Source organism: Enterobacter cloacae complex sp. SHL018 (assembly GCF_049237905.1).
GTDB classification, from domain to species: Bacteria; Pseudomonadota; Gammaproteobacteria; order Enterobacterales; family Enterobacteriaceae; genus Enterobacter; species Enterobacter hormaechei_C.
Genome location: NZ_JBMKJE010000002.1, coordinates 398,896 through 417,675, shown reverse-complemented (window position 1 = coordinate 417,675; position 18,780 = coordinate 398,896). Strand labels below are relative to the sequence as shown.

Sequence of the window (18,780 nt, the reverse complement as noted above, 5' to 3'; positions counted from 1 at the left end):
AATGGGCAGGGCGGGTGTATGATAACGCCACCTCTGTCAGTTAATTACAACGTGCAGACGACGACAACCCCACAAAAAAATTGCCGCCTGCCTGTTTTAGGTTGGACACATGCGTAAAGGAACGTTAAGCAGTGACGCACCCTTCGGGACGTTATTAGGTTATGCGCCGGGTGGCGTGGCGATTTACTCTTCAAACTACGGCAGTCTCGATCCGCGTCACTACCCGGAAGACGCGGAATTCCGCAGCTATATCGGCAACGAATACATGGGTCATAAATGGCAGTGCGTTGAATTTGCGCGCCGTTTCCTGTTTCTCAATCACGGGTTTGTCTTTACCGACGTCGGGATGGCGTGGGAGATCTTCTCCCTGCGTTTTTTGCGCCAGGTGGTAAACGACAATATTCTGCCGCTACAGGCCTTTGCCAATGGCTCAAAACGCGCGCCGCAGGCCGGTGCGCTGCTCATCTGGCAAAAGGGCGGTGAGTTTCATGAGACCGGCCACGTCGCCGTTATTACCCAGCTGCTGGATGACAGAGTGCGCATTGCCGAGCAGAACGTTATTCACTCCCCGCTGCCGATGGGGCAGCAGTGGACGCGCGAGCTGCGTCTGAGCGTGGAGGACGGTTGCTATACGCTTCATGACACGTTCAACGATACCGAGATCCTCGGCTGGATGATCCAGACGGAGGAGACGGAACACAGTATTCCTCAGCCGGAGATCGACGGTGAACTGCTGAAAATCAGCGGCGCGCGATTGAAGAACAACCGTCAGTTCGACGGAAAATGGCTCAATGAAAACGACGCCCTGCAACAGGCGTACGTTCGCGCCAACGGCCACGTTATCAACAACGATCCCTGCCAGTACTTCACCATTACCGAAAGCGCCGAGCAGGAGCTGATCAAAGCCACCAACGAACTGCACCTGATGTACCTTCATGCCACCGACAAGGTGCTGAAAGACGACAGCTTACTCGCGCTTTTCGACATCCCGAAAATTCTCTGGCCGCGTCTGCGCCTCTCCTGGCAGTGGCGTCGTCACCATATGATCACCGGTCGTATGGATTTCTGCATGGATGAACGCGGCATCAAGGTTTACGAGTACAACGCGGATTCCGCCTCCTGCCATACCGAGGGCGGGCTCATTCTTGAAGAGTGGGTGAAAAACGGCTATCGCGGCACCGGCCACAATCCGGCGGAAGGCTTGCTGGAGGAGCTGACCGGCGCATGGAAGCACAGCCACGCTCGGCCGTTCGTCCATATCATGCAGGACAACGATATCGAAGAGGATTACCACGCGCTCTTTATTCAGCGCTCGCTGATCCAGGCCGGGTTTGAAACCAAAATCCTGCACGGACTGGGGGCGCTGAGCTGGGATGCCGCCGGGCAACTGATTGATGATGAAGGCCGTCACGTCAACTGCGTATGGAAAACCTGGGCGTGGGAAACGGCGATTGAGCAGATCCGCGAGGTGAGCGAAACCGAGTACGCCGCCGTGCCTATCCGCACCGGTCACCCGCAAGGTGAAGTGCGCCTGATTGACGTCCTGCTGCGCCCGGAAGTGCTGGTCTTTGAACCGCTGTGGACGGTGATCCCAGGTAACAAGGCGATCCTGCCGGTGCTGTGGCAGCTGTTCCCGAACCACCGTTACCTGCTGGATACCGATTTTGAGGTCAACGATCTGCTCAAACGGACCGGTTATGCCGTTAAACCGATCGCCGGACGCTGCGGGAGCAATATCGATCTGATCGGCGCCCAGGACGAACTGCTGGACCAGTCCAGCGGCAAGTTTGTCGACCGTAAAAACATCTACCAGCAGCTATGGTGCCTGCCGAAAGTTGACGGCAGATACATTCAGGTCTGCACTTTTACCGTGGGCGGGAACTATGGCGGAACCTGTCTGCGCGGGGATGACTCGCTGGTGGTGAAGAAAGAGAGCGATATTGAACCGCTGATTGTGGTGAAAGATAAATAGCGTCTCCCTGTTATAAAAACGCCCCCGCAGGGCATGTTGCGGGGGCGTTTCATTACTGCTCTTCCTCTTCCTGCTGCTCGCTGATCTTCAAATCAATGATCCGGCCAATCTGGTCATGGTAAACCGTCAGCAGGTTGTACTGGCTCATCTCGGACATAATTTGCGGCGTGACGTTAAAACTTTGGGCAAGCTCGTCATGGCGCAACATTTCCGGATGACGCCGCCTCACATGCGCGCGGCGGCGATTGTACTGATACCACAGGATCAGCAGCCAGCCGTTGAACGCGGCAATCAGCAGATAGACCAGCACCGTATTAAAGGAGGCGATAATCACGCTCCAGCGGTGATCGCCCTCCTCGGTTAACTGCATCCACAGCCTGGCGTACAGAAAAAACAGGAATCCTCCCCAGGCTATCAGCGTTAATGCGGCATCGAAAAGACGCGGCGCCAGCCGATGTTCAGTCAAAATTAACGTATTCTCGTTCATTGGATGCTCCCTTTACCCCGGTCCGGACTGATCCAGCGCGCGCGGGCGCGTTTACGTTTAAGCATGACTTTCGGAAATGCCACGAGGGTGGTAAACAGGCCAATCATCCAGTACACCATCGGGAACCAGATTACCCAGAACAGCGAGCCTGCCACTTTCCGCTCGTAGCGCCGCTCGATATACAAACTGACGAGGAATTGCAGCAGGCACATCACGCCCAGCAGCAGCCCGGTAAACGCCGGGGGAAACAGGCTCGCAACGGCCAGGTTCGCGGGAAGAGGGATAATATGGCTGAGAATGAACAACACCACGGTCGCCCCATAGGCAAACGCCCACAGCGTTGATAGCGCGTACTCAAGAAACAGGGGCCACATGCGATGATGCTCCCAGCGGGCCATCTTGCGCAGGTTAACCAGAAACACCTCTGCACCCCCCTGCGCCCAGCGCAGACGCTGTTTCCACAGCCCCTTTAGCGTCTCCGGCATCAGGATCCAGCACAGCGCCCGCGGCTCGAAAAAGATATCCCAGTGGCGAAGCTGAAGCTTCCAGCTTATGTCGATATCCTCTGTGATCATGTCCGGGCTCCAGTACCCGACATCCGCCAGCGCCTGTCGGCGAAAGGCGGCGATGACGCCGGAGACGGTAAAGACCCGGCCATAGATCCGCTGCGTTCGCTTGATAAGGCCAATAATGGAAGAAAACTCGCCCACCTGAATGCGGCCAATCAGCGTTGAGCGCGTGCGAATACGCGGATTCCCGGTGACGGCCCCAACGTGGGGATACTGAATCAGCGGTGCCACCAGATACGCCGCGGTGTCGCGGTCGAGCAGGGCGTCGCCGTCAATGCAGACCAGCAAATCGCCCCGGGCCGCCGCAGCGCCGGCCTTGAGCGCCACGGCTTTCCCCTGGTTCTCCGCGAGATTAATCACCCGCAGGCGCGGTTGCTCTCGCGCCAGCTGTTGCAGTACCTCCGCCGTGTTATCAGAAGAACCGTCGTTGATGGCGATAACTTCCACATTCCAGTACCGCTGATCCAGCGCGGCGCTAATGGTCTCCCGTGCGTTGCGTTCCTCATTGAAGCAGGGAATAAGAATCGAGATTAACGGCTCACCGGCTAAGGCGGGGGCGGGTGTTGCGTTATCCCACGACCAGTGCCGTTCAAGCTGAAACCAGAAATAGAGGCCGCCGGTTACCCAGAGCACGGACATAAACAGCGGCCAGAAAAAGACAAAGTCCAGAATCAGTTCGCCGGTAAACAGCGCGGCTACGCCTAACGGCAACCCGAATACCAGACACAAAATAGAGAAGGCGATAATGCGATCAGTCATTGTCAGGATACCAGTACGAAGAAAATTCAGGCCTGATACGCGAAATATCAGGTTGGTTGTTGAGGAAGTCGTCGGGGTAATAACCGTAATTTTTGATGCCGTTCAGTTGGAGCACCCGCATCCACTCCACCAGACGTTCATCGGCTACGGCACGCTGCGGTTTCTGCGCCCAGTCCCTGGCCTGTAGCTCAAAAATCGTTTTATTCAGCGCGCCGGGGCGTGCGGCGACGGCTTTGACTAAACGCGTCAGCCAGGCATTGCTCTCTTCTGCCGGGACGGACTCCATCAGCGGCATTGCCATCGGCACCGTCCAGTCGTAGGCCGCCAGAAAATCATCGAGATTTTGCGCAAACCATGCCTCGCTTTCCGGCTCGAGAATGGGTAACACGAACATGTTCCGCGCGGTTTTGATCTGCGGGCCACGGATTTTTTTCACCGCCTGGCTCAGGGTGCGGGTAAAGCCGATAAGCCGCTGACTCTTCTGCCGGGTCGTGTCCTGTCCGGCATCGTCAACGTCCGTCAGCACCGCGTCGTCATGAAATAAGATCCCATTGAAGCTGGCATAGCGGGCCAGATCTTCATAGATCTCCGTTACCTGCTGGCGAACCTGCGGACTCCAGGGGGAGAGCCTGATATAGGGCTCGGCGGCCACGGTCAACGCTCCCGTTTGACGATCCCGGCGCTGCACGCGCGGCAAGGCTGGACTGAGATCGAAAGAGAGAACCGGCATCCACGCGAAGACTTTCACTCCCGCGCGGGTTTGTAGCTGCCAGGCGACAAAATTAAAGAGATCGGCCCGGACCGGGAGCCGACGGTTGGGGAAATAGAGCGCATCGATCCTGCCGTCGCCCCGCGGATCCGAAAACGCCTGGAGAAACACATGGCTGATTTTCATGTCGTAGACCCGCTGGACGAGTTTGTTGATGTTTTTCGTCTGCTGGGCCGGATCGGGATCGTAGACGTAATCGAGATCGACATGCATGACGCGCACCGGGTCAAACTCCTGAACGCGGCTAACCGTGTTGGCAAAGGTTTTTATCGACGGATTTCCGGCGATCAGCAGGCGCGGGATGTTGCCGAGGTCGCGCACGTTTCCCAGCCCGTCCTCCAGGGTAAAGGCCAACTGATAGCCCTGTTTTTGGGCGATAGCGAGCGACGTACCGTTGGCAGCCCCATAGGGCCACACCCAGGCACGCGGCGCTTTTCCCGTCACCTGGGTGATTTTATCGGTGACTTTGCGTACGTCTGCGGCGATCCGCTGGTTGAAGTGTTCATCGGTTTCGTAATGCCCCGTCGCGTTATCATAAAAACGGCTGGCGATGGCGGGTTCACGGCTTCCCTGCGGGTTGGCCGGAATGCCGTAATGCGAGGCCCAGGTATGCGAGCCAATCTCAACCAGCGGGGACTGGCTGAGCTCGCGTACCATATCCCAGGTGGCAAAGCGATCGCGGGGCGTCATCAGACCGCCGAAGTTAACTTTTTGATTTTCCGGCGTATCCACCCAGCTGCCCACCGGCGCCCACAGCGCAGGAACGTTCCAGGCCTGAAGCAGGGGCCAGACCCGGGTGTAAAAGCTGCTGTAGCCGTCGTCAAAGCTGAGCAAAACGGCTTTCGGCGGCAGCGCTTTTTTCCCTTCATGCGCATCCAGAATGTCCTGCACGCTGATGGCGTGATAGCCGTTGTGCAAAAGCCAGCTTATCTGCTCGTTTAACGCGCTGGTGCGAACGGAGAGGTAGCGCTGATCGGCGGCATCATCTTCAACGTCGTGGTAGGCCAGGACCAGAAACTGATTCTCCGGCCAGGGTTTGCTGGCCTCCAGCTGCGGCCTCTCTTCAGGGGCCATAAAGGAGAGCGGCTGCGCGCAGAGGCTCGCGCTGAGGCAGAGCCAGCCGATGACGATCAGGCTTACAGAAAAACGTGTGTTCAGCATATTCATCCTTAAAAGCGTAAAGTCGCATCTAACGTGACGGAGAGATTGCTCTCGCGTTTGCCGTCGTAAGGGCGCTTATCCCAGTTCAGCATCACGCCAGTATCGACAACGTTGTTCCACTGGATGCGTTGCCCGTAACCCAGCAGGGTAACGGCACCCGCGGACTGATTTTTCTGCCAGTAGCTGCCCCCTCCTGCCACGAACTGCTGGCTCCAGAGGGTGTCGTAGTGGCGGTACATCTCATGGTCAACGGACAGGGCAGCCGTCACGGACAGATCCCGTGCCGGGTTGTAATAGAGCGTATTCCGCAGGCTGTTTTTACTGGCGGCGATCCCCGGTTCGAGATCCAGCGTCAGGGTCGGGGTCTGCCAGAGACGCTCTTTCCCGGAGAGGGTGTATTCCTGACGGCGATTGTGGTCTGAGAAGCGGCTGACGGCGGCGTTGAACTGGTATTCACGTCGCTCGTTTTGATACCAGCGCACCCCACCTTCACCCCGGTTGGCGCTGATCCCATTGCGTAATGCCCGTAAGGGTGTGGCGCGTGACAAGCGTTCGAGGTTACCGCTGACCTGCCAGTTATCACTCAGGCTGTAGGTTGTTGAGAGCCGTGCGCCCGGCCTGTTTGTACCGTGATAGCGGTTGCTGGAGAGCTCGGCTTCGAGCGTGAGGTCACGGGGGCGCCACTCAACGCCGCCCAGCAGGTGGCGGCTGATGCCTTTACCTTCGTCGAAATTCCCCTGGGCATAGCGGGCGCCAGCAAACAGCCGCCAGTTATCCGCCACGGGCGGGCCATAGAGCGTGGCGTCCCAGCTCATGTCGTGGCTACCGCTGACGGGGTTATCTGAGTGCAATCCTTTACCCGCGTTCAGACGCAGCTCAGACATATGGTGGACCGCACTGAGTCTGTCCAGGCGACGGGCGCTGCGATCGGCGGGGGCGCGAGCAATTACGTCAGCAGCCAGTAAATCCATCTGGCGCCACTCCTGAAGGTCCATTGCGACGTAAGCCTGCTGTTTTTCAAGCTCCAGATTCGCGGGTTCAAGCGCCTCTGCTCGTTTAAGCTTTTGCTCGGCCGCGCGCGGCAGGCCTCTGGCCTGAAGCAGGGCGGCATAATCAATCTGTAACCCCTGATTTCCCGGCGCCGTTGATGCCAGACGATACGACAGCTTTTCGGCCTCCGGCAGGGCGTTGGTCGCCAGCAAATAGTTAAGTTTGAGAGACTGTCCGGTGAGCCACCGATCGTTCGGCTGAGCGGTCGGGGATCCGAAATCGTAGCGGGTCCAGGGAACGCTGCGGGTCTCGCGCTCAACGTAGTGGCGGGCGGTCTGATACTGCCCCGTATCCAGCCAGGCGTAGAAAAGCGCATGCTCCTCATCCTGCGGATCGGAGGCGTAGTGTGGATAGCGTTGCACAAGCGAGAAGGCGGCGACGGTGTTTTTCTCCTGCAAATATGCCGAGATCACCCAGCCGATGGCCCAGTCCGGTACCGGATGCTGTGCGGCCGTCAGCGCCTCATATTCGCTAATGACCTGCCGGTAATTACCCTGCGCATACAGGGCGCCAAGCCGATCGATACGTGCAAGGACGACGTCTTCAGCCGCCTGCGGTTCGTTTTGCCAGCGGGAAAGCAGGGCGTGATAGCGATCTAACGCGTTTTGTGCCAGCCGCAGGCGCTCTTTCTCCGTTCTGCCAGGCACATCCGCCAGGCGTACCCTTTCAGCCGCGGCGTTACGCTCAAGGCGGCGGCGCTCCGCGGGAGACATCGCCGCGCTTTGCGACAGCCAGAGTGCAGGCGTGCTTACCCGATTTTCCGTTAACGCATCGATCGTCTCGCGAAGAAGGGCATTATTCCCGGGAGCGGCGTTCAGTGCACGCATGTCCGCCAGCAGCCGGTCCCCGTTTTTTCCCTGGCGCATCCAGACATAGGAGAGCGTCTCAAGGTGCGCGGGAGAAGGATTGTCCTTAACCAGCCGCCGGGCTTCCGAAAGCGCGAGGCGATCTCTGCGGGCATCGGCCAGGGTCTTAACATAGCCGATGCGGTAATCGTCGTTATCTGGCGCAAGGCTGAGCGCCTCTTTCCACAGCGATAAGGCGGATGGCCAGGCTTTTTGGTTTCTTCTGGACTGGGCGACAGCAGCGATGGCGCGAGCGGGCAGCGGCATATAAATACCATAACGCTGCCAGACCCGGATAACCTCATCATCGCGTCCTGCCCAAGAGGCTACCTGTAACCAGTCCGCAACCTGTCCGGGTGTTAAAGCATGCTGTTGCTCATAGCGCTGTAGGTAATCAAGAAACAGAGCGTAATTACCGTTACGTGCCTGTTGTATCTGATGCTCATAAACGGATTCATCAGCCTGAACCAGAACAGGAAAGAGTAAAAGCAGGAGCAATAATATTGTGGTGCGATAAAAGAATAACGTAGTGAAGCTAAGCGATCTTTCCATATCTATTTGCCATTTGTTTATCGTGAATCCATTGCATAACACGGCCGCCTTTTAACTCTGTGTTAAAGGGCATAAAGGAGAACATTAAATCTGAATGATGCTACGTTATGGGGTACTTACTTAAAGGTAATTGTGAGCCCTCATCTCAGTGGTCTGATTGGGCTTAATGTACACCCGATATGTTGGGGGATAAATAAGTTGAAAAGCGGCTGGGAGGTTTTGAGATAATTCTGGAAGAAGTAAGTTTTTTAGATAATTCAGTGCAGGATTGTTCTTTTTAACTGATTGATGTTAAATGTTTTTTCTTTTGCTGCTTCCTGTTTTTTTATATTAGAAATGAAGTTCTGCTGAGTTAATTAAAGTACTTTCTGGTGCATGTTTGGGAAGTTTCATGACAAAAATTCTTAATGTTCAGAGAAGTGACTTTTCTGAAATTCTTTTTTATTTATAATTAACGCCAGGCATTGAGTGATAGTCTGCAAAAAGTCTAGCTCACCAATGTCATATTGAGGGATGATCAAAGCCAGAAAACATTTGCCGTTAATGTAAAACGCTATAAACGAAAGCGTTCTTGTTTCTTAAGAGGCGGGCTTGCTTTAATCTAAAAGGGATGGTTAGTGGCGACTTCAATAGTGTTAGTGACTCAGGATTGTTTCCTTGTCAGGGGGATGCGGCTATTTTTCCCGGATATAATTTGCCTCAGTTCGATAGACAGAAACATATTTGATACCGACGCAAATGAATATACTGTACTGATTGATAGCCGTACGCCGCTCCGTTTATATGATTACCTGATACGCCATCCGGCCAGAACGAGAAAAACGATCTGCTGCGTTATGCTGGATATGCGTCCTCGAGAGGAGGATCTTCTCAGTATGAAGCTGTTTATGAACACGTCGCTTACGGCTCCGGATATGGCGTCGTTATTCAATCTGGTGCTTGATATGAAAGGCAGGCGTCTGACAACCAAATGGCTGCTTAACTTACGGCTGAGTCGACACGAAGCGATAATGATCCGGTTGCTGAAGGCAGGGAGGTCAATGGAAGAGATTGCAGATAAGCTGAATATGTCGGTTAAAAGCATCTATCGCAAGCGAACGGTGCTGTCGGAGCGGTTAGGGGCAGGGAACTTCAACGAGGCGTGTTTGTTTATCTTTAAAAACAAACTGCTGGACGTGGTTGGGAACGATCCCTAGCTTTGTCAGAAGCCAAAAGCAGAAACCCGCCACGAGGGCGGGTTCTTTTAATGGAAATAATTCAGAACGACCAGCGCAGATTGGCGTTAACAGAGTTGACGCGGGTATCCGCACCATATTGTCCCTGGTAACCCACATCCAGCGTCGCAGCACGCGACAGCTGTACGCTCACGCCGATATCACCGACCATCACATCCTCATCCACGGCCTGTCCCTGAGTAATGAACGCGTCGCTGCCCGCAAACGCCATGCGCGAAGAGGTATTCTTATCGCCATAGGCGTGCTGCCAGCCCAACGAACCGTAGAGGTTAACGTGCTTCGGCAACTCGGTCACACCGCGCAACCCGAGTGTCGTATAGAAGGTGTTCATCGTTTCGTTACGGACGCTCAGCGCAGCGGCACCGCCGTCTTCCCTGAAGCTGTCGGTATGCAGCCGGATGTACGATAAATTGACGAACGGCTCAATATTCCTGTCTGGCTGGCCGAAACGGTAGCCCGCTTCGGTGAACGCCAGCAGGGAGTTCGCGTCGTAATCTGACTTCAGCCGATCCGAGAAGCCGCTGAAATCAACATTGCGCTCGCCTTCGATCTTGTGCCAGGTGTAACCCAGCGCGCCGCGAAGGGAGAACGCATCCTGTTGACCCGCCGCATACAGACCAAGGTGATAGTTGTCGGTATCCGTTGAAGAGCGACGGCTGTCGACGTCATAATCACCCCGGCTGTAGCCGAAGTAGCCGCCGACACGCACGTTATGGTCCGCCAGTTTGCGATCTGCCCCCAGCAGGAAGCCGGTGGTGTTGCCGTCCAGCTTGCCCACGTTACCGTCGCCGCTGTTTCGGCTCCAGGAGCTGAAGGTCTGGCCCCAGACGCCATTGTTTTGCGGCTCCGGCTGCTGCACCAGCGACATGGCTAACGGTGGTATCGGCAGGCTGTCGTTATCAAACGCGCGCTGCATCCGCTGGTTTAACACGTTAAACACCTGCGTGCTGCCAGCGATCAGGTTGGACTGCATTGACGGATAAACTTCACCAGAAAGCTGGTTGAACGCCTCGCGCGCTTCCGGTGCGCTTAGCAGAAGCAGCGAGTTATACAGCGCCAGCGACGGGCCGCTTTGCGTCAGCGTGGAGAGCGCGCCAGCGGTATTCCACTGGTTGCTGCTTTGGGCCACGGTCTGGAAAATGCCCGGCTTGCCGCTGCCCGGGTTTTCACCGCCAGGATTCTCACCGCCCGGGTTTTCACCACCAGGATTCTCACCGCCAGGATTTTCGCCTCCGGGGTTTTCACCGCCAGGATTCTCACCGCCAGGGTTTTCGCCTCCGGGGTTTTCTCCTCCAGGATTCTCGCCACCGGTCTCTTTCTGCGCGATGGTCAGATCGACGGCGTTGGTGCTTTGCTTAAGCGCCACGTCGAGGAAGGCGGATTTGGAGATCGCTCCGGCGAACTCACCGTCGATTCCCCCGTCGGAGGTCAAAATGCGGTAGCTTTGGCCCGTTTTATAGCTGGTTTGCGGATCCAGCGCGGTGACCTGTACCTTAGCCTGATTGCTGATGGTAGTTTTGCCCGATACCAGTAGCTGGTCGCTACGGCCATCTCCTGCGATATCCACGTCATAGAAGGATTCGCCGATAAAGTTCAGATAGCGTTTCAGCGTCAACGTACCGATATTGCCGTCGCCGGGCGAGATATGTCCGCCGGACAGGATCTCGGTCTGGCCCAGCGTCCCGTTGCCGCCCAGCGTGCCGCCGGACTTGATTGACGCGGCGCTGCTGTAACCCACCCCGTTGCTGACGTCTGAACCCGCCGTCGCGTTGAGGATCAGCGTACCGCCGTTCTCCGCGCTAAGGGTCTGGACGTCAAAGATATCGTCTTCTGGCTGGGTATTAATATTGCTGGCAATAATGACTTTACCGCCCCGCGCGGTTACGTTCGCCTTGAGTGCGGAAAGATCGCCGTTCAGCGTCGTCTGCCCGGAGGTGTTGATCACATCACCTTCACCGCTCATCGTGTTGCTGAAGAGGTAATTTCCTTCGGTATGGTTGAAGTAGACATAGCTGCCGAACAGTCCGCCACGCAGGCTGATTGCCGTCTTCGCATCGAGGGTACCTGCGCCGCCCGCCGTGCCAAGCGTTGGCTCAGTTAAACCCGTGCCGGTGTCCATATTGCCGCGGCTGCCGATGATGAGCGCACCCCGGTTCGAGCCGGAACCCGATGTCCCCACGATCAGCGCATTGCTGCCAGCGGAAAATGAACCGCCGTCAATCACAGACAGCACGCCATTGCCGTAATCGCCCACGCTCACGCTGCTGCCGCTGGTAAAGCGCGAGTCCTTGCCCGCAATAACCAGTTCGGCAGTTTTCCCTGCGCCGGAGACGCCCGCCACCTGCACGCCGCCAACGTTAACCACCCCGCCGTTCAGCACGTCCAGGTCGCCATAAAGCGTCAACGTACGGCCAACGTTCCACTGTGACCCGCTCCCCGTGACGATGGCTTTTGGGCTCAGCGTGTCGGTTTCACCCGGCCCGGTACCGTTGCCGATGCGCGCATCGTAAGCGGTGCTGAGCGACGCGCCGTCTTCAATCGCAAGCGTGGAGCGTGCGCCCAGATCGGTGCCTACACTGAGAAAATTACTGGTCACACGAGAGCCGGCACCCGTGGCGATTAGGTGGCTGTCGTAGCCGCGGGTGGTGCCGACAACGATCTCCTTTGCGCTCGCCAGCGCGCCCTCTTCGACTCGCAGGGTGCCGAGGCCAAGATTCAGGTCGCCGCGCAGGACGTACCGATCGTTCACCGCGTTAAGCTCAGCGTCTGGCCCACGGACCGTGACCACGCTTTCATAAATTTTGCCGTCGAACAGCCGACCGATATTGATGTTATAGGCGGTGATTTTGCCATTATCGATCAGCAGGTTTCCGCGTTGGTTACGTCCAACATAAACATCTCCGGTGTAACCCAGCGTTTCGGTAATACGCGACTCGCCATCAAAAAAGGCATCGGCTGCACGCGCGACATCGGCAGGTAAAAAAAGTAACAGCGGCGCGGAAAATAGAGCGAGGTAAAGTCTGGAAAGCGGTGTCTTAACCGCTAAAGAATGTGATGTAGAGTTATTCACGGGCTATCTCCGTACTCATTAGCATGATGTCAGGAACATCGTTTTTATATGAAAACTCAGATACGTCAGATAACGTAAAAGGCGTTATTTCAGTACGCCTTTTAATGCGGTGCTAATTATTTATGTGTGACAACTGGTGTACAGGTTGGCGCGCTCAGCGTCGGTGCAGATCCTAAAATTCCCGGCATCATCATCGATGAACAATCGAAAATACGCCCTTTTTCTGTCGTGGCGCGATAAGAGAGTTTTTGTCCTCCCAGTGCGTCCGGTTGGGCGCCATTAACGTTGGATACGGTTATTTCATCCGATGAGCCCAGTCCCAGCATTTTAGCGGTCTCCGCCTGTAGGAGTGGAATAGCCTGATCGGTTTTCAACGTGGAACAACCGGCTAGCATCAACGTAACGGTTAAAACGATTAGTGGTTTTTTCATAAATTATCCTTGATATCCAACCAGTTAATTTCACTGATTGTATTTATGTTTTCTTTTACCCAAATCAGCGAATAATATATTTCTCTTTCCTAATCGAAAAAACCCTCCTAAAGTAGGGTGGGTAGATAATAATTCATCTGTACTCTAAGATATGCGAAGGTAAAAGGAGGCTCCTTTGGGACAGAATTATGCGTTAGTCGTTGATGACCATCCATTGGTAGCAAGCGGCATCGCCAATTTTCTGATTACACATTGCCAGTTTAAGCAGGCGTGTGTGGTGACGAATGAGGATGATTGCTACCGCCAAATTAGGGATCATGGCCCGCCACGTTTGCTCGTAATCGATTTTTGGCTCTCTTCCGGAACGGCCCTGAAATTACTCAAAGAAGTAAAGCAACTTTACCCACAGGTACGACTCCTGGTGGTCAGCGGGGATGACAATAATGATATCTGGCGCAAAGTTAATGCCGCCGGGGGACACGGTTTTGTATTGAAAAGCGAGCCACCTGAGATGTTCTCGCGGGCCGTTTTCGCACTCACTGATAATCAGACATGGTTTCCTGAGGGAAACGAAATTTCCGTTAAGACGAATAATGAGAAGTTAAGTAAATTTAACTTAACGCCGCGACAAATAGACGTGTTAAATATGATTATGCGCGGCCTGCCAAATAAACGCATCGCCGCCCAGCTTTCAATTTCTGAGCCCACGGTCAAAGAACACATCAGCAATATATTGAAAAAGATAGGCGTTAACAGCCGGGTCGAAGCCATCACGCTTCTGCATGGCAAGCAGGAACCGTCGGAATGAGGTTTTTTCAGAGCTTACAAAATGATGGTATCTCTGCTCCGGCGCAGATCCGTTTGCTAAACAACACCTTTCTGCGGCTGGTATTTAGCTTTAGCGCGGTGCCCTTTGTTGGTATTCCTTTCGCCATCTGGATTTATATGCTTGGGGACGAACTCGGCCCAACGATTATCTGGATAATTATTTATCTGCTATGTGCCGTGGCGATACGACTATTGCACCGACGCTATCAGCGTGAAACGAAAGAAAACGGTGAAAGGGACGTTCTGCGACGCTGGCTTCCGCGTATTAATAATATCGCCTTTATTCACGGGCTGGGAATTTCATCACTCTATTTAATTACGCCACAGACGCAGAATTTTGACTTTTTCCTGTTACTTAATATCAGCATCGCCGCCATCGTCGCCGCCAATGCGACGCATCTGACGCCTGTCATCAGTACCTTTACGCGTTTTTTCTTCGCCTCCTGGGGGGTGCTGAACCTCGGTATTATCTGGCGGCTGGATGAGTTGATGTTCATCGTGCTCATGCTGAATCTGCTTTACGGCTTCGCGATTTACCGCCATGCGTTAACTTCCCATGCGTTCTTTATTCAGCAAGCGCTGCTTGAGGAAAAAAGCTCACGCCTTGCGGAACAGTTTCGTCAGGCCAAAGAGGACGCGGAGCAGGCACTGCTGGATAAAAATCAGTTTCTGACCACCGCCAGCCACGATCTGCGCCAGCCCGTACACGCAATGGGCTTTCTGATCGAAGCCATCCTCCACCGAAACCGGGACGACAGCCTGACGCCGCAACTCCTTGACCTTCAGCAGAGCGTTCGCTCGGTGCATTTAATGCTCAATTCTCTGCTCGATCTGAGCAAAATAGAATCCGGGAATGTCCTCTCTGCCCCGACCAAAGTGGATATCGGTGCTCTGCTCGACTCGGTCATCACGCTGTTTCGTGAAGAGGCCAACAGCCGCGCGCTTAGGCTGTGCATCCGGCGGCCTAAACGCCGTATCGACGTGATGGGCGATCCGCTGCTGGTGCGACAGTCCCTGATTAACCTGATTCAAAACGCCCTTCGCTACACGCTCCAGGGCGGGGTGCTGGTCGCCATCCGGCCGCGCGGTGACGAGTGTATGGTGGAGGTGTGGGACACGGGAGTCGGTATCGCCGATGAAGAGAAGGGCAAAATCTTCTCACCTTACTACCGCCCCGAGCTGGCATGGAAGATCGACAGCGCCGGGCACGGGCTGGGACTGGCCGTCGTTGCCCGTTGTGCCAAGCTGATGAAGGTGAAATACGGAATGCAATCCATTGAAGGTAAAGGCTCACGCTTCTGGATGCGCTTTATCCAATATGCTGGCGAAGATAGCGTGCTGGACACCCCGCCCGCCGCTGACAACAACGCCACGCCGGTACGCTATGCGCCGCTGCACGGTTCCTGCCTGGTCGTTGATGACGACCCGCTGGTGACGTCTGCCTGGGAGAGCCTGATGAGCGTCTGGGGAATCGATGTACGCTGTGCGGCCTCGGCTGAAGAAGCGTTTGCCATAATCGACGACGGCTTTACGCCGTTCGCCGTGCTGTGCGACCAGCGCCTGCGATCGGGCGAAAGCGGCTTCGACATCCTGAAAGCGCTTTTTGACCGTCTGCCGGATATGAGCGGCGCGATAGTCAGCGGCGAATTTAATTCTCCGGTTCTGCTGGAGGCGGAGCAGGAGGGGTACCTGGTGCTGCGCAAGCCTCTGGAGCCGGCTAAACTGCATGCGCTGCTGACGCAGTGGTCAGGGTGTCGTTAAGGGAATGCAGAAGTGTCGATTCTGGCGGGTTCAGAATGCAAAAACGGACCTCCGTGGAGGTCCGTTAATATAAATTTGGTGCCCGGACTCGGAATCGAACCAAGGACACGGGGATTTTCAATCCCCTGCTCTACCGACTGAGCTATCCGGGCAACGGGGCGCATTAAACCCGATCCTCCCTCCTGCGTCAACGAAATTTGTTGCTTTCGGTGCAGACTGCACACTCTCTCACCATTTCGTCGCAAACTTAAGCGAAAAAGTGCGTCCAGAGCGCGGAAAGCGGCATCGCGAGCAGCAGGGCAGGGAGCATGTTCACCACTGCAAACATCTTAATGCCACAGATGCGCAGCCCTGTCGCCAGCAGCAACAGGCCGCCGACGGCGGTAAAGTCTGCCATCATCGCTGGCGTTGTCAGCGGCAGGATCAGCGTGGCGCAGGTGGCCAGCGCCAGCTGAATAAGCAACATCGGCACACAAATCGCGGCGACGGCGATGCCGAGGGTGGTGGCAAAAATGGTGGCAGTAAAGAAATCCAGAAACGCTTTCGCAATCAATATGCTGGGATCGCCGGTCATCCCTTCCTGCATCGAACCGAATATCCCCGTGCCGCTGGCGCAGAACAGAATAATGATCGCAACGTAGTTCTGAATAAACGACTCGTGTGTGCCGTGCTTTGCCTTGCCTGGTCGGGCAATCAGATTTTTGGCTTTGCCTACTGCGTGATTAATACCTTTTTCCAGATAGCAAAACTCGCCGATGAGCGCGCCGAGCAGCGTCGCCAGTACCATCACCGGCAGGTTGGCGCATTTCACCACTAAAAGGATACCAATCCCTAACGACGCCAGGCCAAAAATAGAAGGCATGGAGACGCGAATACGCTCCGGCAGGCGCTGACTTAATACTGCCCCAAGTACACCGCCCAGCAATACGGCTCCCGCATTGATAAAGGGTCCAATTACCACGTTTAACTCCTGTTATTTAAGCACTGGCATTGCATGATTATGACACGACCGTCCCTGATTACGCTTAGCTTTGGGGGGCGTAACGCATACTGATTCCTTCTTGCACCTGAAAATAAAAGGTGACATGATTGCGCGAATTTTCTCCTTCCTGTCTCGCCGTTCGGTGAGGGTATTTGCGCCTATGAAAACCATGAAAATTGCCGTCAGCCGTGAGCTGGTATCCAAAGTTTCTACGCATCGCGAAAAAGTTATGCTGGATAACACCGATTTCACCGATGTGGCGGCAGTCGTCATTACGGTTGTTGAAAGCTACAGCGGCATTCTCGCATTGCTGAAGCGTACGGGCTTTCAGCTACCGGTATTTATGTTCTCAACAGAGCCAGGAGAGGTGCCAGAGGGTGTCACGGCGATCATCTCAGGTAAAGCACAGGAATTGCTGGAACTGGAATCTGCCGCCTGCCGGTATGAAGAGAACCTGCTGCCACCCTTTTTTGACACCCTGAGCCAGTATGTGGCGATGGGAAACAGCACCTTTGCCTGTCCGGGTCACCAGCACGGTGCCTTTTTCAAAAAACACCCGGCGGGGCGGCAGTTCTATGATTTCTTCGGTGAGAACGTTTTTCGCGCCGACATGTGCAACGCCGACGTTAAGCTGGGCGATCTGCTGATCCACGAAGGCTCCGCCAAGCACGCGCAAAAGTTCGCGGCGAAAGTGTTCAACGCGGATAAAACCTACTTCGTGCTGAACGGCACGTCGGCGGCCAACAAGGTGGTGACCAACGCGCTGCTGACCCGCGGCGACCTGGTACTGTTCGACCGCAACAACCACAAGTCCAACCATCATGGGGCGCTGATCCAGGCCGGGGCAACGCCTGTCTATCTTGAGGCAGCCCGTAATCCGTTTGGTTTTATCGGCGGGATTGATGAGCACTGCTTTGATGAGGCCTGGCTGCGGGAACTGATCCGTGACGTCGCGCCGCAGAAAGCCGCCGAGCCGCGCCCGTTCCGTCTGGCGATCATTCAGCTCGGCACCTACGATGGCACGATCTACAACGCCCGTCAGGTGATCGACAAGATCGGTCACCTTTGCGACTACATCCTCTTTGACTCCGCCTGGGTCGGGTACGAGCAATTTATCCCGATGATGGCGGAAACGTCTCCGCTTCTGCTGGAACTGAACGAGAACGATCCGGGAATTTTCGTGACCCAGTCGGTCCACAAGCAGCAGGCCGGGTTCTCGCAAACGTCGCAGATCCATAAAAAGGATAACCATATTCGCGGTCAGTCGCGCTTCTGCCCGCACAAGCGGTTGAACAATGCGTTCATGCTGCATGCCTCCACCAGCCCGTTTTATCCGCTGTTTGCTGCGCTGGACGTGAACGCCAAGATCCACGAGGGCGAGAGCGGACGCAGGCTGTGGGCGGAGTGCGTCGAGCTGGGCATTGAAGCACGCAAGGCCATCATCGCCAACTGCAATATGATCAAACCGTTTATCCCGCCGGTGGTGGCGGGGCGGCCATGGCAGGATCACCCCACGCTGGCTATCGCCAGCGAGCGTCGCTTCTTTAGTTTTGAACCGGGTGCAAAATGGCACGGTTTTGAAGGCTATGCCCGCGAGCAGTATTCCGTCGATCCGTGCAAGCTGCTGCTGACCACGCCGGGCATTGATGCTGAAACAGGGCACTATACCGATTTCGGCATTCCTGCGACCATTCTCGCCCACTACCTGCGCGAGAACGGCATTGTGCCGGAGAAATGCGATCTCAACTCCATCCTGTTCCTGCTGACGCCAGCCGAGAGCGCGGAGAAGCTAATGCAGCTCGTGGCAATGCTGGGGCAGTTTGAACAGCATATTGAAGACGACACACCGCTCGCGGATGTGCTTCCGACTATCTATCAGAAATACCCGGTGCGTTACCGCGACTACACGATCCGTCAGCTGTGCCAGGAGATGCACGATCTCTACGTCAGCTTTAACGTGAAGGATTTACAGAAGGCGATGTTCCGTCAGGAGAGCCTGCCTGCCGTGGTGATGAACCCGCAGGATGCCAACCAGGAGTACATTCGCGGGAACGTCGAACTGGTGCGTATTCGTGACGCCGAAGGACGCATTGCCGCCGAAGGTGCGCTGCCATACCCGCCGGGCGTGCTGTGTGTGGTGCCCGGGGAAGTCTGGGGTGGAGCAGTACAGCGCTATTTCCTGGCGCTGGAAGAGGGCATTAATATGCTGCCGGGCTTCTCGCCGGAGTTGCAGGGCGTTTACAGCGAGAAAGATGCGGACGGGATTAAGCGGCTGTATGGATACGTATTGAATGTCTGAACGTAGGCCG

The 18,780-nt window shown here is 55.5% G+C and carries 12 protein-coding genes and 1 tRNA gene; 5 read left to right on the top strand and 8 right to left on the bottom strand.

Features of this window, described 5'->3' with window-relative positions; all coding sequences use genetic code 11:
- The first annotated feature begins 109 nt into the window (after positions 1 to 109).
- Complete coding sequence (gene gss, locus ACOTY5_RS11810) at positions 110 to 1,972, top strand: bifunctional glutathionylspermidine amidase/synthase (RefSeq protein WP_015571862.1); 1,863 nt, start codon at positions 110 to 112, stop codon at positions 1,970 to 1,972.
- A gap of 52 nt (positions 1,973 to 2,024) precedes the next feature.
- Here gss and pgaD read toward each other — a convergent pair whose 3' ends face one another.
- Genes pgaD through pgaA form a run of 4 tightly spaced genes read right to left on the bottom strand, consistent with a single transcriptional unit; the run spans position 2,025 to position 8,164 of the window.
- A complete protein-coding gene (gene pgaD, locus ACOTY5_RS11805; protein WP_015571861.1) occupies positions 2,025 to 2,459 on the bottom strand; it encodes a poly-beta-1,6-N-acetyl-D-glucosamine biosynthesis protein PgaD in 435 nt (144 codons plus the stop codon).
- Positions 2,456 to 3,787, bottom strand: a complete 1,332-nt coding sequence (gene pgaC, locus ACOTY5_RS11800) for a poly-beta-1,6-N-acetyl-D-glucosamine synthase (protein ID WP_023314840.1) — start codon at positions 3,785 to 3,787, stop codon at positions 2,456 to 2,458. The genes pgaD and pgaC overlap by 4 nt, the downstream gene beginning before the upstream one ends.
- A complete protein-coding gene (gene pgaB, locus ACOTY5_RS11795) occupies positions 3,780 to 5,717 on the bottom strand; it encodes a poly-beta-1,6-N-acetyl-D-glucosamine N-deacetylase PgaB (RefSeq protein WP_045141918.1) in 1,938 nt (645 codons plus the stop codon). The genes pgaC and pgaB overlap by 8 nt, the downstream gene beginning before the upstream one ends.
- 8 nt (positions 5,718 to 5,725) lie before the next feature.
- Positions 5,726 to 8,164, bottom strand: a complete 2,439-nt coding sequence (gene pgaA / locus ACOTY5_RS11790; protein WP_045141919.1) for a poly-beta-1,6 N-acetyl-D-glucosamine export porin PgaA — start codon at positions 8,162 to 8,164, stop codon at positions 5,726 to 5,728.
- Between the two features lie 668 nt (positions 8,165 to 8,832).
- Between pgaA and ACOTY5_RS11785 the strand changes: the two genes are divergently transcribed.
- A complete protein-coding gene (locus ACOTY5_RS11785) occupies positions 8,833 to 9,360 on the top strand; it encodes a helix-turn-helix transcriptional regulator (RefSeq protein ID WP_045141997.1) in 528 nt (175 codons plus the stop codon).
- A 61-nt stretch (positions 9,361 to 9,421) separates the two neighbouring features.
- On the opposite strand, the gene ACOTY5_RS11780 is transcribed toward ACOTY5_RS11785, so the two are convergent.
- Positions 9,422 to 12,469 (bottom strand): autotransporter outer membrane beta-barrel domain-containing protein, encoded by a 3,048-nt coding sequence (locus ACOTY5_RS11780; RefSeq protein ID WP_045141920.1) that lies wholly within the window; start codon positions 12,467 to 12,469, stop codon positions 9,422 to 9,424.
- A gap of 116 nt (positions 12,470 to 12,585) precedes the next feature.
- The gene (locus ACOTY5_RS11775) at positions 12,586 to 12,900 is read right to left on the bottom strand and encodes a lipoprotein (protein ID WP_017382737.1); all 315 of its coding nucleotides are present in this window, start codon (positions 12,898 to 12,900) and stop codon (positions 12,586 to 12,588) included.
- Between the two features lie 175 nt (positions 12,901 to 13,075).
- Here ACOTY5_RS11775 and ACOTY5_RS11770 point away from each other — a divergent pair, with 175 nt between their 5' ends.
- Together ACOTY5_RS11770 and ACOTY5_RS11765 are read left to right on the top strand one after the other, a co-directional pair.
- Positions 13,076 to 13,708 carry a response regulator transcription factor gene (locus tag ACOTY5_RS11770; RefSeq protein WP_017692678.1) on the top strand — a complete coding sequence of 211 codons (633 nt, stop codon included), beginning with the start codon at positions 13,076 to 13,078 and terminating at the stop codon, positions 13,706 to 13,708.
- Positions 13,705 to 15,489, top strand: coding sequence for an ATP-binding protein (locus ACOTY5_RS11765; RefSeq protein WP_421631920.1), 1,785 nt, complete (start codon positions 13,705 to 13,707; stop codon positions 15,487 to 15,489). The genes ACOTY5_RS11770 and ACOTY5_RS11765 overlap by 4 nt, the downstream gene beginning before the upstream one ends.
- Before the next feature lie 76 nt (positions 15,490 to 15,565).
- Here the strand turns inward: ACOTY5_RS11765 and ACOTY5_RS11760 are convergent.
- Positions 15,566 to 15,641 (bottom strand) — tRNA-Phe (locus ACOTY5_RS11760).
- A 95-nt stretch (positions 15,642 to 15,736) separates the two neighbouring features.
- Positions 15,737 to 16,450, bottom strand: a complete 714-nt coding sequence (locus ACOTY5_RS11755; RefSeq protein ID WP_003862452.1) for a DUF554 domain-containing protein — start codon at positions 16,448 to 16,450, stop codon at positions 15,737 to 15,739.
- 181 nt (positions 16,451 to 16,631) lie between these two features.
- Between ACOTY5_RS11755 and ACOTY5_RS11750 the strand changes: the two genes are divergently transcribed.
- Positions 16,632 to 18,770 (top strand): ornithine decarboxylase, encoded by a 2,139-nt coding sequence (locus tag ACOTY5_RS11750; RefSeq protein ID WP_045141998.1) that lies wholly within the window; start codon positions 16,632 to 16,634, stop codon positions 18,768 to 18,770.
- Positions 18,771 to 18,780 lie beyond the last annotated feature (10 nt).

Coding starts and splice junctions, on each gene's coding strand:
- pgaD (WP_015571861.1), bottom strand. CDS start 2,459: ATGAACGAGAATACGTTAATTTTGACTGAACATCGGCTGGCGCCGCGT.
- ACOTY5_RS11785 (WP_045141997.1), top strand. CDS start 8,833: ATGCGGCTATTTTTCCCGGATATAATTTGCCTCAGTTCGATAGACAGA.
- ACOTY5_RS11765 (WP_421631920.1), top strand. CDS start 13,705: ATGAGGTTTTTTCAGAGCTTACAAAATGATGGTATCTCTGCTCCGGCG.
- pgaA (WP_045141919.1), bottom strand. CDS start 8,164: ATGGAAAGATCGCTTAGCTTCACTACGTTATTCTTTTATCGCACCACA.
- pgaC (WP_023314840.1), bottom strand. CDS start 3,787: ATGACTGATCGCATTATCGCCTTCTCTATTTTGTGTCTGGTATTCGGG.
- ACOTY5_RS11750 (WP_045141998.1), top strand. CDS start 16,632: ATGAAAACCATGAAAATTGCCGTCAGCCGTGAGCTGGTATCCAAAGTT.
- pgaB (WP_045141918.1), bottom strand. CDS start 5,717: ATGCTGAACACACGTTTTTCTGTAAGCCTGATCGTCATCGGCTGGCTC.
- ACOTY5_RS11775 (WP_017382737.1), bottom strand. CDS start 12,900: ATGAAAAAACCACTAATCGTTTTAACCGTTACGTTGATGCTAGCCGGT.
- gss (WP_015571862.1), top strand. CDS start 110: ATGCGTAAAGGAACGTTAAGCAGTGACGCACCCTTCGGGACGTTATTA.